Source organism: Xanthomonas prunicola, assembly GCF_025266575.1.
GTDB classification, from domain to species: domain Bacteria; phylum Pseudomonadota; class Gammaproteobacteria; order Xanthomonadales; family Xanthomonadaceae; genus Xanthomonas; species Xanthomonas prunicola.
On the sequence record NZ_CP096142.1, the window covers coordinates 1,096,196 to 1,109,051 of the forward strand.

At 64.9% G+C, this 12,856-nt stretch carries 11 protein-coding genes and 1 pseudogene; 4 read left to right on the plus strand and 8 right to left on the minus strand.

Annotated elements, in window-relative coordinates:
• Nucleotides 1–83 precede the first annotated feature (83 nt).
• From M0D43_RS04630 to ffh, 4 genes are all read right to left on the minus strand, one after another.
• Nucleotides 84–881: an aminotransferase class IV family protein gene (locus tag M0D43_RS04630; protein ID WP_252163725.1), complete on the minus strand. Its 798-nt coding sequence runs from the start codon at nucleotides 879–881 to the stop codon at nucleotides 84–86.
• Nucleotides 872–1,963, minus strand: coding sequence for an NAD(P)H-dependent flavin oxidoreductase (locus M0D43_RS04635; RefSeq protein ID WP_252163726.1), 1,092 nt, complete (start codon nucleotides 1,961–1,963; stop codon nucleotides 872–874). The genes M0D43_RS04630 and M0D43_RS04635 overlap by 10 nt, the downstream gene beginning before the upstream one ends.
• 7 nt (nucleotides 1,964–1,970) lie before the next feature.
• Nucleotides 1,971–2,798 (minus strand): DUF2314 domain-containing protein, encoded by an 828-nt coding sequence (locus tag M0D43_RS04640; protein ID WP_252163727.1) that lies wholly within the window; start codon nucleotides 2,796–2,798, stop codon nucleotides 1,971–1,973.
• A gap of 254 nt (nucleotides 2,799–3,052) precedes the next feature.
• The gene (gene ffh / locus M0D43_RS04645; RefSeq protein WP_101363422.1) at nucleotides 3,053–4,429 is read right to left on the minus strand and encodes a signal recognition particle protein; all 1,377 of its coding nucleotides are present in this window, start codon (nucleotides 4,427–4,429) and stop codon (nucleotides 3,053–3,055) included.
• Nucleotides 4,430–4,719: 290 nt separating this feature from the next.
• Here ffh and M0D43_RS04650 point away from each other — a divergent pair, with 290 nt between their 5' ends.
• The gene (locus tag M0D43_RS04650; RefSeq protein WP_252163728.1) at nucleotides 4,720–5,511 is read left to right on the plus strand and encodes a cytochrome C assembly family protein; all 792 of its coding nucleotides are present in this window, start codon (nucleotides 4,720–4,722) and stop codon (nucleotides 5,509–5,511) included.
• Between the two features lie 282 nt (nucleotides 5,512–5,793).
• Here M0D43_RS04650 and M0D43_RS04655 read toward each other — a convergent pair whose 3' ends face one another.
• Nucleotides 5,794–6,843 (minus strand): aldose epimerase family protein, encoded by a 1,050-nt coding sequence (locus M0D43_RS04655; RefSeq protein WP_252163729.1) that lies wholly within the window; start codon nucleotides 6,841–6,843, stop codon nucleotides 5,794–5,796.
• Between the two features lie 217 nt (nucleotides 6,844–7,060).
• Here M0D43_RS04655 and M0D43_RS04660 point away from each other — a divergent pair, with 217 nt between their 5' ends.
• Nucleotides 7,061–8,644, plus strand: a complete 1,584-nt coding sequence (locus M0D43_RS04660) for an alpha-N-arabinofuranosidase (protein WP_252163730.1) — start codon at nucleotides 7,061–7,063, stop codon at nucleotides 8,642–8,644.
• A gap of 87 nt (nucleotides 8,645–8,731) precedes the next feature.
• On the opposite strand, the gene M0D43_RS04665 is transcribed toward M0D43_RS04660, so the two are convergent.
• The gene (locus tag M0D43_RS04665) at nucleotides 8,732–9,775 is read right to left on the minus strand and encodes a LysR family transcriptional regulator (RefSeq protein WP_252163731.1); all 1,044 of its coding nucleotides are present in this window, start codon (nucleotides 9,773–9,775) and stop codon (nucleotides 8,732–8,734) included.
• Nucleotides 9,776–9,909: 134 nt separating this feature from the next.
• On the opposite strand from M0D43_RS04665, the gene M0D43_RS04670 reads away from it, so the two are divergent.
• Nucleotides 9,910–10,185, plus strand: coding sequence for a DUF2798 domain-containing protein (locus M0D43_RS04670; RefSeq protein ID WP_252163732.1), 276 nt, complete (start codon nucleotides 9,910–9,912; stop codon nucleotides 10,183–10,185).
• Nucleotides 10,186–10,479: 294 nt separating this feature from the next.
• Nucleotides 10,480–11,227: pseudogene (locus M0D43_RS22130) on the plus strand (glycoside hydrolase family 16 protein); the annotation flags it as partial.
• Nucleotides 11,228–11,259: 32 nt separating this feature from the next.
• On the opposite strand, the gene M0D43_RS04680 reads toward M0D43_RS22130, so the two are convergent.
• Both M0D43_RS04680 and M0D43_RS04685 read right to left on the minus strand, forming a co-directional pair.
• Entirely contained in the window at nucleotides 11,260–11,628 is a 369-nt protein-coding gene (locus M0D43_RS04680) for a response regulator (RefSeq protein ID WP_252163734.1), read from the minus strand.
• Nucleotides 11,621–12,784 carry a two-component system sensor histidine kinase NtrB gene (locus M0D43_RS04685; RefSeq protein ID WP_252163735.1) on the minus strand — a complete coding sequence of 388 codons (1,164 nt, stop codon included), beginning with the start codon at nucleotides 12,782–12,784 and terminating at the stop codon, nucleotides 11,621–11,623. The genes M0D43_RS04680 and M0D43_RS04685 overlap by 8 nt, the downstream gene beginning before the upstream one ends.
• Nucleotides 12,785–12,856 lie beyond the last annotated feature (72 nt).

Genomic DNA, 12,856 nt, shown 5'->3' on the forward strand with positions numbered 1-12,856 from the left:
CGCCAGAGTGGCGCGGTAAGCCGGCGATTATAACGGGCTCCGGCGGCGAAGCCAAGCCACCCGATGCCAGCACACCGGATCACTCAGATCGCTTGCCAGACATGGGTTTGCAGGGCCCTCTCCAGCAGCGGCAACTGGGCGGCATGCGGCCCCCAGCGCGCAGGCCCCAGCGCCACGATGGCCTGCTGTCCACGCGCATTGCAGGCGAATGCGCCGTCGAAACGCTCCAGTTCGCCCAGCCCCACCGGGCGGCTGACCTGGGCGATACCCAGCGTCTTCAGCCCGGACTGCAGCAACTGCTGCCGGGTCCCCAGCAGTGCCGGCCCCTGCGGCCAGACCAGCCCGCCGCGCTCCCACAGGCCCAGATTCCAGAATGCGCCCTCCAGCACCCTGCCCTGCCGGTCCTGCAGCACCACATCGTCGTGGTCGGCCTGCATGGCCAACCGGCGCAGATGCAGGAGCGGGAACGTGCCGACATGCTTGAGCTCCGGCCGCTCGCGCATGTAATCGGTCACCTGCACGCGCAACCCGGTCGCGGGCATGTCGGCCGGCGGCGAGATGGCGACCAGCACATCCAGTGCGACCTCGCGCAACGGGTTGCGGAAATCGTAGTCGGGCGCGGACACGGTGACGCGCAGACTGGCATCGGCCATGGCCGATGCGAGCAGCGCAGCGCGCATCTGCGCCCGCAGCTGGTCTGCTTCCAGCTCCTGGCCGAACAGCGCGCGACTGCCTTCCTGCAGGCGCTGCAGATGCAGCTCAAGCCCCAGCGTGGCGCCGTCGCGCACCTGCAGCGTGGTGAAGTGGCCGTAGTTGATCAGCGCAGCAGCGCCGAGCTGCTGCGCGCTCGCCGGAGCGCCATTGCAGAAGATCAGCGACATAGCAGCACCTGCGCCTGCCTCCACCACTGCGCAACCAGTTCGTCGGCCGGCTGGGCTGGCGCCATCCATGCGGATTGGCCCGCCCAGGCCTGCATCGCTGCCAGACGGTTGTCGCGCGCCGCTGCCTGGCGCATCGCTGCGGTCAACCCGCGCTGCACCGGATACGGCGCAGGCGGCGGCGCATCCGGTGCAGCGGCGGCTCGCACGTAGGGCGTGAGCAATGCCCGCCCCAGGCGCCCGGAAAACGCGCGGGTTGGCTGGGTATGTTCCGGCTCGGCGGCCGCCAGCGCATCGGCCCAGGCGCTTGGCAGCGCCGCTTCGGGCGTACGCAACAGGCCGGTGCCGATCTGCACTGCACTTGCGCCCAGCGTCAGCGCCGCGGCAATACCGCGTGCGTCGGCAATGCCGCCGGCAGCGATGACCGGGATGTCTAGATGATCGGCCAGACGCGGCAACAGCGCGAATAGCCCGGTCATCTGTAGCGCCGCGCGGCCGGTATCGAACGCACCGCGATGACCACCGGCTTCGGCACCTTGCGCGACCACCGCATCGGCGCCTGCCACCTGCGCCGCCAGCGCTTCCTCCAAGGTAGTGGCGCAGGCGAACCAGGCGATGCCAGCACTTTTTAGGCGTGCCACCTGATCGGGCCGAAATACGCCCATGATCGAGGACGCAACCGCTGGGCGCGCAGTGAGCAAGGCATCGAATTGCGCATCGAAATCGGCAGGCGCTGCATCGCCTGCAGCCTCCGGCACCTGCGGCCCCCACTGCGCAAGAAACGCACGCAGGCGCGCTTCGGCAGCCGCATCACGCGCAGGCGCGGGGTCGGGAATCCACAAATTGACTTGCGCAGGTCCTGCGCTGGCCTCACGAAATGCCGCCATCCACGCCACGATGTCCTGCGGCTGCGACAACACCGCACCCATCGCGCCCATACCGCCGGCATTGGCGACAGCGGCCGACAGCGGCACCGGGCAGGCGCCGGCCATGGGGCTGAGCAGGAGCGGGATGCGCAAACCGAAGCGCTCGCAGAAGCGGGCGACGCGTGCGTACGGGCCATCCAACCGGAGCGAGTGTGTCATGACGACCTCAGCGATGGCCTTCGAGCAGTTGCACGATCCTGGGCCACTGCATCTGCCGCGCCAGATCCAGCGCGGTTTTTCCCAAGGGTGTACGCAGCGACGCATCCGCGCCGTGCTTGAGCAGCAGTGAGACCGGCTGGTAATTTCCGGCCAGGGCGTCGCGCTGCAGGAGCGTCCAACCGGCATCGTCGCGGAAATGCACCATGTCGGGCTGGTCGCGCAGACCCTCGTCGAACTTGGCGCCCATGTTCTCGCTCATCGGATGCTCGCACTCGGACGGATCCTGCTCCGCTGCAGTGGGCCGAGCCGGCTTGCTGCCGAACAGCTTGCCCAACAAGCCGCCTTCGCGCTCCTGTACGCGCGCACGCACCAGGCGCACTGCACCCGGACCACCGAAATCCAGGCCCCATGCAGCATCGTGTTCGGCGCGTTCGTCCTGCGGCATCGTGCGACGCATCGCGTCGATGGTATGGCCGCCATAAGCCAGTCCATCGATGACGTACATCCAGTCTTCCAGTTCGCCGATCGGCGCAGACACAGCCTCGCCGGCGGCCAGCCCCGAGATCCATGCCGGGTCATTGAGCAGGCTGCCGGACAACTGGTCGCCGTCGAACTGCACGTCCGATACCCACATGTGCTCGTGCGAAGGCGCACCAACCGCCGATGCGTCGGTGGCAAACGGTAATTTGATCGCTGCCAGGGACAAAGCCGGCACGATCCGACGATATTCCCAAGACAGTTCGCGCCAGAAATACTTGAACGTCGTGCGTGCATCGGCATACGCCGCCAACATCGCAGCGTCGTCCTGTGCGGGATACATCCGGCTTTCTGTCATCTGTCCATCTCGAAGGCGAGCCGCGCGCCACGTGTCGAAAACCGCAGGGCTGCGGCAAGATCTGGCCAGTGGCGCGCAGCCTGGCACCTATCTCGGAAGGTCTTCGCTTCAACGGCTGGCATGGCGATTTTCAATCGACCACCGCATAGTCCAACTGATGCGTCTTGGCGTGGTCGCAACGCCCAGGCACGCATCACGCAAGTGCGCCGCGCATCAACGCGATGCATCCGGCGCACATGCGCAGCCCCTCAGACTCACCGGAACGGCATACCGCCGCGGCCGCCCATGGCGCCCATCATGCCCTTCATGTTGCGCATCAGGCCCTTCATGCCGCCGCCGGCCAGTTTGCCCATCATCTTTTCCATCTGCTGGTACTGCTTCATCAGCTTGTTGACGTCGGCCGGCAACATGCCCGAGCCACGGGCGATGCGGGCGCGGCGCGAGCCGTTGAGCAGGGCCGGGTTGCGACGCTCTTTCTTGGTCATCGAATTGATGATCGCGATCATGCGCGGCACTTCCTTGCCGGTGACCTGCTGCTTGACGTTGTCCGGAATCTGGCCCATGCCCGGCAGCTTGTCCATCAGCCCATGGATGCCGCCCATGTTCTGCATCTGCTCGAGCTGTTCCTTCATGTCGTTGAGGTCGAACTTCTTGCCCTTGGCGACCTTGGCGGCGAGCTTGGCGGCCTTTTCCTGGTCGACGCTGTGCTCGACCTGCTCCACCAGCGACAGCACGTCGCCCATGTCCAGGATGCGGCTGGCCACACGGTCGGGGTGGAACACGTCCAGGCCGTCGGTCTTTTCGCCGGTACCGACGAACTTGATCGGTTTGCCGGTGATGTAGCGCACGCTCAGCGCGGCACCGCCGCGCGCGTCGCCGTCGGTCTTGGTGAGCACCACGCCGGTCAGCGGCAGCGCCTCACCGAAGGCCTTGGCGGTGTTGGCCGCGTCCTGGCCGGTCATCGCGTCGACCACGAACAGGGTTTCGGTGGGGCTGATCGCGGCGTGCAGCGCCTTGATCTCCTCCATCATCGCCGCATCGATGGCCAGGCGGCCGGCGGTATCGACCAGCAGCACGTCGGCGAAGGACTTGCGCGCATCGCTGATGGCGGCGCGCACGATGTCGACCGGCTTCTGCGCGGCGTCGGAGGGGAAGAACAGCACGCCGACCTGTTCGGCCAGGGTCTTGAGCTGCTCGATCGCGGCCGGGCGATAGACGTCGGCCGAGACCACCATGACCTTCTTCTTGCGCTTTTCCTTCAGGTGCTTGGCGAGCTTGCCGACCGTGGTGGTCTTGCCCGCACCCTGCAAACCAGCCATCAGGATGATCGCCGGCGCCGGCACGTTGAGGTTGAGGTCGGCAGCGGCTGCGCCCATGACGGCGGTGAGCTCGTCGCGCACGATCTTGATCAGCGCCTGGCCCGGGGTCAGCGACTTGAGCACTTCCTGACCGACCGCGCGCACCTTGATGCGCTCGATCAGCGCCTGCACCACCGGCAGCGCCACGTCGGCTTCGAGCAACGCGATGCGCACTTCACGGGTGGCTTCGCGGATGTTCTCCTCGGTCAGGCGGCCGCGGCCGCGCAGGCGCTCCATGGTGCCGGAGAGACGTTGGGTAAGGGACTCGAACATGCGCAAGGGACCGCGTGAGGGGAAACGGGCGTCGATTATAGCGGCACCGGCTGACGGCCTGCCCCGGCGAGCCGCCGCCGGCGCCGACCTGCCCTACCCGGCCTGGTCAACACGTCCAAGCCGGTCTGGCTGAGCAGCCGCTAGCCCAATCGGGGCTAGGTCACACCCAACTCCACGGTCGCTCCGCTGCCAGGCCCGCCTCAGCTCTCGCGCGACCCACGGCTTCCGCTTTCCGAATGCCAATTCTGGAATCCCGAATCCCTGCCCCACCAATATGCGAAACTTCTACGATGACAATCGTTCTCATCGCGTTCGCCCTGTATCTGCTGGCCACGGCACTGCTCACCCAGGCGGTGTTGCGCGATGGCAATCAGGCGCCTGCGCGCTGGCTGGCGCCCGCGTTGGCCGCGGTGGCGCTGCACGCCGGTTACCACGTGCTGGTGGCCGTGCGTACCGCTGGCGGGCCCGACATGCATTTCTTCGCGGCGCTGTCATTATGCGGGCTGGGCATGGCTGCGCTGACGGCGGTGTTTGGTGGCCGCGGGCGGATGGCGGCGGTGGGCGTGGTGGTGTTTCCGCTGTCGGCGATTCTGCTGGCCTGCTATCACGCCTACGGCCACGAGCCCAGCTCGGACCTGGGCTGGCGGCTCGAATTGCACGCGTGGCTGGCCTTGCTGGCCTACGCCACGCTGGGCATCGCAGCGCTGCTGGCGATCATGCTGTGGCTGCAGGAACGCGCGCTGCGCCGGCGCGATTTCCACACCTGGCTACGCGCACTGCCGCCGTTGACCGAGCTGGAAACGCTGCTATTCCGCACGATCACGGTGGGCTTTGTGCTGTTGAGCCTGACCCTGCTGACCGGCCTGTTGTTCGTGCAGGATTTCCTGGCACAGCGGCTGCTGCAGAAAACCGTGCTCAGCATCCTGTCGTGGATCGTGTTCGGGGCGCTGCTGATCGGCCGCTGGCGCAACGGCTGGCGCGGCAGCAAGGCGGTGCATTGGACGCTCACCGCAATGGCGCTGCTGGTGCTGTCGTTCTTCGGCAGCAAGTTCGTCATCGAGCTGGTGCTGGGGCCGCGCTAAGCGTGGCGTGAACAGAGCGGCGTCGCTGATGTCGAAGTCGACGTTGGCCGGATGCAACCCCCGCATTCGGCGCATCCTGGCTGACGTGATAGTGCCGCGCGCAGGCGCGCGCCCATGACTCGATCTTCTACGGGCCGCTAGGGGCACCCAAGGCCGCTGGCACCCCAAGGCAGAGGGCGACCGGAGAGCTCGTCACTTTATAGCTCACAACGCAATCAGCGGAATCGGGTTGCGCGTGCCCGCACGACGCAACCCAGCCAGCTCCTTGTTCTAAAGAATCTCTCACGCATCCAGCGCGGCACGCACGGCGTCCCAGGGCTGGTCCTGCCCCGCACTGGCGAAGTGGTAGCTGATGCGGCGGCGGTAGGTTTCGCCAGGCCGCAGGATCGTCGAAGGGAAGTTGCCGTGATTGGGCGCGTCCGGATAGTCCTGCGGCTCCAGGCATACGCCACGCCCCAGTCCCGGATGATGTGCGTCTAGATGTTGGCCTTCATACAACTGCACCGCGGGGGCATCGCTGCGGATGCGTAGCGCCACGCCGCTGTGCGGCGAATACAGCTCGGCAACGCAGTCCGCATCGGCGGCCAGCACCAGGCACTGATCGTAACCCTTGCCGAGAACGACCTGTGGATGGGCCAGATCTGTGTTGTCGGCGAGCGTAGCAGGCTGGCGGAAATCGAATGGCGTACCGGCCACCGACGCGATCTCGCCAGTGGGAATCGATTCGGCATCCACCGGCAGGTAACGATCGGCCGGCACACGCAGCACTTGCGCTGCGGCACGCAGCTGCGGGTCGCCGGACAGATTGAAATATGGATGATGGGTAAGGTTCAACACAGTCGTGGCATCGCAGTGCGCTTCGAAGTCCAGCTGCAGGCTCAGCCCCTGAAGCTGCAGGCTCGCCCGCACTTGCAGATTGCCGGGGTAGCCCTCTTCGCCATCGGGTGAGTCGTAGCCCAGCACGACGCAATCGGGCGCCTGCTCCAGCACGCTCCATACGCGTCGCCCGAAACCGCGCAGCCCGCCATGCAACTGGTTGCGCCCTTCATTGGCCGCCAGCACGTGGGTGACGCCGTCCAGCGTATAACGCGCCCCGGCGATGCGGTTGCCGAAGCGGCCCACCAGGATGTTGAGACTGTCGCCATCGGCGGCGTAGGCAGGCAGATCCGGCAAGTTCAGCAGCAACGGCACCACTCCCTGTGCGGTGGTCAACTGCAGCGCATGCAGGATGCCGCCGTAGGTGAGCACTTCCGCCTCGAGACCGGCCCCGCTGCATAGCGTGAGCGCGTGAATCTCGACACCGTCTGGCAACTGCCCGAACACTCGCTGCATGGATCGTCCTGCCGATGAGGGAAGCTCGCGAGCATAGCCGCACGACGCGGCTGCCGGCCATGCTGCTGCGCACATCCTGGCCCAGCGACTGCCGCGTTCGCCTGCAATGGTCGCGCTGCAGCAATACAAAGTGCCATCACCCGCACTACGCTGACAGCGCGCTGTCCCTCACAGCAGCACCCGCCCGACTACCGACCAGCACAGGAGCACCGACCCGATGCAGTGGATTTCCCTCGCGTTGCGGACATCGCGCAGGCAGCTGTTGAACGCCGTTTTCGTCGCCGCGTCACTTGCCAGCGCGCCAGCCGCCTTCGCTGCCGACGTCAAAGTCAGCGGCACCTTGCGCGTGGATCAGCCCGGCGCGCAGGTGTCGCGACAACTGTTCGGCCAATTCGCCGAGCATCTGGGCACCGGCATCTATGGCGGCGTGTGGGTGGGCGAGGAGTCGCCGATTGCCAACACGCGCGGCTATCGCAACGACGTGGTCGCCGCATTGAAAGCCATCGCCGTGCCCAACATCCGCTGGCCCGGCGGCTGCTTTGCCGATGAATACCATTGGCGCGATGGCGTGGGCACGCCGGCCAGGCGCCCGATCAGGGTCAACACGCATTGGGGCGGCGTGGAAGAGTCCAATCGTTTTGGCACGCACGAGTTTATGGATTTCACCGAATTGCTCGGCACCCAGGCCTATATCGCTGGCAACGTGGGCGATGCTGCGCCGGAAGAGATCGCGCAGTGGACCGAATACATGACCGCGCCGACACGCTCGAGTCTGGCCAACGAGCGCCGCGCCAATGGCCGCGACGCGCCCTGGCAGGTCCCCTATTTCGGCGTGGGCAACGAGTTGTGGGGCTGCGGCGGCAATATGCGCGCGGAGTACGCGGCCGATGTGTTCCGTCGCTACCAGACGTTCGTCAAGTCGCCAGCCACCCAGAAGATCCTCAAGATCGCTCCTGGCCCGAGCGATGACGACTACCACTGGACCGAGGTGATGATGCGCGAAGCCACCAAGTTCATGGATGGGCTGAGCATGCATTACTACACCATTCCCGGGGGCTGGCCGCCGCGTGCCTCTTCGACAACGTTCGACGAAGCCGCATGGATCCAGACGCTGTCGCGCACGCTGGTGATGGACGAGTTGATCACCAAGCACAGCGCGATCATGGACAAATACGACCCAGCCAAGAAAGTGGCCTTGGTCGTTGACGAATGGGGCGCGTGGTACGCGCCGTTGCCCGGCACCAATCCTGGCTTCCTGCAGCAGCAGAACAGCCTGCGCGACGCGCTGGTGGCCTCCCTCAACCTGGACATCTTCAGCCAGCATGCCGAGCGCGTGCGCATGGCCAACATCGCACAGATGGTCAACGTGCTGCAGGCGATGATCCTCACCGATGGCGACAAGATGGTGCTGACGCCGACCTATCACGTGTTTGCGCTGTACAAGCCCTACCAGGACGCCACCCACCTGCCGCTGCAATTGCAAACACCGGAGTACCGTCATGGCGACACGCATGTGCCCGCAGTGCACGGCTCGGCGGTCAAGGCGAAGGACGGGAATGTGTATGTTGCGCTGACCAACCTGGATGCAAGCATGCCCGCCTCCGTCAGCGTGGACGTGCAAGGGCTGTCTGCACGCCGTGTCGATGGGCAGATTTTGACCGCGCCGGCGATCACTGCACACAACACCTTTGCGCAACCACGCGTCGTCGAGCCGAAGACGTTCAACGGTGCCCGTCTGCAAGCGACGGTGTTGACGGTCGCGCTGCCTGCGCACTCGGTGGTGATGCTCAAGCTGCAATGAGCCCGCCATCGCAGGCGTGTCGCCCTGGGAGCAGATAACAAACCGACTGCGCAACCACCACGCAGGCCAGGCCGGTGCTCGACATCATCATGTAACGCGCGCCCACGACGTGAGCGCGCCATCCACGCCCGCCTGGCCGTCGCTGGCCATGTCTGGTTGGCCAACCTCGACGGATACGGGGGCCGATGTCGGCAGCGCGTCCGGCTCTGCGAGCCGCCACTCTGGCGGCAGGCGTTCGAGTAGATGCGCCATGAAGGCACGCACCTTCGGAGTGAAGTCGCGGCGGTCGGCCACACAGAGGTAGATCCGCAGCGGCTCCGGCAAGGCCTGCGTGGTGCTGCCCGGATCGGAGACAAACAGCGGCTGCAGCTCGCCGCGCTGCAGGTAGGGCTGCACGACATAGGCGGCCAGGCGCGCGATGCCGGCACCGGCAGCGGCCATGGTGGCGAGCGCATCGATATCGTCGCTCACCATCGCCTTGCCCAATTCCGGCTGGAAACGCACGCCATTGCGCATGAAATTCCACGGCAGGCAGCGTCCGTCGACCGGGTAACGCAGCAACAGGCAATCGTGATACTTCAAGTCGTCCGCGCCTTGCGGCATCCCGCGCTGCGCCAGATAATCGGGCGCAGCGCAGATCACCATTGGCACCTGGGCGATGCAACGTGCCACCAGGCCATCTTCGAGTTGCGCCTCGATCCGCAGACTGACATCCACGCTTTCCTGCGCATGCTGCACGGCACGGTCGGTGCATAGCAGCTCGATCTCCAGCTGCGGGTAACGCTGCCGCAGCGCAGGCAGCATCGGTGCGAGCACGTGACGCGCGAATGCAGCGGTGCTGGCCACGCGCAATCGCCCCGCCGGCGCATGCTGCGGGCCGGCCACCAGCTGCCGTGCACGCTCCAGGTCGCGCTCCAGCTGCCTCACCTGTTCGAAGTACAGCGCGCCGCGCTCGGTCAGCGCCAGACTGCGGGTGGTCCGGTGCAGCAGGCGCACGCCCAGGTGGTGCTCCAGCCGCGCAATGTTCTGGCTGACCGCAGCGGCGCTGACGCCCAGCAACTTGGCGCCACCGGCAATGCTTCCCGCATTGACGGTACTGACAAAACTGCGAATCGACTGAAGAATATTCATTTTATGAACAAGTATTCCCTGGCGATTCGTAAGATCTTCTTACGTAAGCCGCAAGGTTACGCCATCTACCCGGCCTGCGACCCGCATCCTAGAGTTGCACCACGCCGCTGATTCGCGGCAAGCGAGGTCACCGCATGTCGTCATCCCCACCCTCCTCCGCACTGGCGCGCCCACGCTGGAAGCTCGGCGTCCGCGCCACTCCGTTCGTGTTTGCGTTTTACATGGCCGCGATCATGGCGCTACTGATGTGCATCGTGATTACCGGCGCCAACACCGGCCTGGCGCCAGGGTTCGGGTGGCGCGTCCTGGACGCCTACCGCATCGCAATGCCCACTGCGTTCTGCTGCGTGCTGGTGGTGCGGCCGCTGGTGGTCCGCCTGGTTGCGTGGACGGTGCATGCGGGGCATTGAGCAACGCCGGCAACGTTGCTGACCGCCAGATGGATGAGGCATCCATGGCCCACGGGATTGTCTGCGAGTACCGCGCCCGGATGTCCTGAGCACGCTGCAAGCGCTTCCATGCGCCCTCGACAATCTCCGGGCTTTGCCGGGTGTACGCAAGCGTGCCGATTGGAGGCAGTACCAGCTGCGGGCATTGCCGATCGCACCAGCGACCGGCGTCATACCATTGATGGTTCATTCCGGAATGGACACCACGAAACGGAATCAGATCGAACAATTGCTTTGACTCTAAACCAAGCGCTGCGCATGACCTGGGACCCGCAGTTCATTCGCGTCTCGATCGACGGGCAGCAGTATTTCGAATTTGCGATTTCCAATATCGAAGGCGCCTCGTTGCACGAATTCCATCAGCAGCAATATCTGCTGCTCAATCTGGCGGTGGGTGGCACCTATACCGGGGTGACCTCACCGGCCGCAGTCACCGCGCCGCTACCGGGCAAGATGGAGATCGGTTACATCCGCCTGTATCAGAACCCAGGGTCGCAGTTGTACGTGGGCGCGCAACATGCGGTGCCTGCGGGGCGATTTGGCGTGTTTACCGAACAAACCGATACCAGTGCGCGGCTGATCTTCGGCCAGGATGCCGAGCTCTATCTATGGAATCGCCTCATCCCGATTGCGCAGGCGCCGTTCGAGGGCGGCAGTGTCATGGCCGTACCGCGCCAATGCCGGCGCGTGGTTTGGGTTAGGCATCCAGAGCGACTATCGCAATCTCGCAGCGTATGCCGGCGTTGCGTTAAAACTGCAGGTCAAGACCACCACGCCATCGACATTCAAGATCGGCATCAACACCAGCTTTGGCGACAGCTGGGTGGATTTTGCGGCCGGTGGCAACCAGTACGGACTGGTGCGCGATGGCGCCTGGCACGAGGTGAGCATCCCGTTCAGTGCGTCCTACGATTTAGATCTGCAGGCGGTCAAACAGCCCTTCATGCTGATGGCCGATCCGCCGGCTGCACCGGTGGAAATCGCCATCGACAAGGTGTATTAGCAGAGCCGGTGATGAAGCACCGCAGCCAACGTTTATGCGTTGGCTGCAGTGCGCTTGAGCATGTCGATGAGCTGGCGCAGGCGATACGGCTTGGGCAGGAAATCGACCTGAGCGGGCAACGGCGGCAACTGCGCCTTGGCCAAGCCCGAAGCCAGAATGACGCGCGCCTGCGGCAGCAGCTGTGCCACCTGCTCGCTCAATTCGATGCCCGACATGCCGTTGGGCATGCGGATATCACTAAACACCACATCGTACGGACCGCTGCCGCGCAACATGCGCAACGCGCTGTGGCCATCATCGGCCGTGTCGACACTGATGCCAGCATCGCGCAGCGCTTCGCCGATCAATTCGCGCAGTTCTTCTTGGTCTTCCACCATCAGCAGGCGAAGGGATTCAGTCATGCTCAGCCTCCTCAACGGCCGGGAGAAACACAGTGACAGTAGTGCCGCGTCCAGGTGCGGTCTCAAGCGCGACGAAGCCACCGGACTGGGATGCAAAGCCATAGACCTGGCTCAACCCCAGGCCTGAGCCCTTGCCGACATCTTTGGTGGTGAAAAACGGCTCGCTAGCACGTTGCGCCACGTGCGCCGACATACCTGGACCGTCGTCGCGCACCGCAACGGCGACGTACCGGCGCTGCACACCTTGCGGGTCTGACGGCGCGGTGCGTTGAACGGCAGAAGTGATCAATGCGATGGCGCCGCCAGCAGGCATCGCATCGCAACTATTGAAGACCAGATTGAGCAACGCCGCTTCCAGCTGGCCGGGGTCTACGCGCACGTCCGGCACTGATTCGGCAAACTGCAGCGACAGGCCCACAGCCGACGGGCAGGCACGTCGCAACAGTTGCAGCGAACGCGTCACGATGTCTTGAACGGCGTGGCGCTCAGGATTCAGCCGTTGGCCACGCGCGAAGGCGAGCAGTTGCCGCGTCAACAAGGTGCCGCGATCTACCGCGGTTTGCGCCGCTTCGATCAGCATGCGGGTGCGTGCATCCTCGCCTGCGCGTAGCGCGATCAAATCCAGACTGGTCACCATCACCGTCAACAGGTTGTTGAAATCGTGCGCCATGCCTAGGGTCAATCGACCCAACGCTTCGACTTTTTGCCATTGCAACAACGCCTGTTGCGTCTGCTGCAGCAACTGCTGCGCTTCATGCCGCTCGGTGAGATCGCGGGTCACTTTGGCAAACCCCACCAACACGCCGAATTCCAGCACCGGTTCGATCACCACACTGGCCCAGAACCGGCTGCCGTCCTCGCGCAGGCGCCAACCTTCTGCGGCGAAGCGCCCTTCGCGCCTAGCGATCTCCAGATTGCGGCCAGGCTCATCACGTTGCGCATCTTCGGGCAGATAAAATCGCGAGAAATGCGTACCAATCACTGCGTTTGCGCTGTAGCCCTTGAGACGCTCGCCGCCTGGGTTCCAGCTGCGGATATGGCCAGCGATATCGAGCATGTAGATCGCGCAATCGGACACGCTCTGCACCAACAGCTGACACTGCCGGCTTTCGTAAGAAAGCGGCCCTGCACTGTCGACGGCCGTTTCCGCATCCATCGCGCAATGTTTCCCCGGTGAAAGCGCGCGACCATAGTGATGGATGCGTGAAGGCTGCGTGCAAGCTAACCC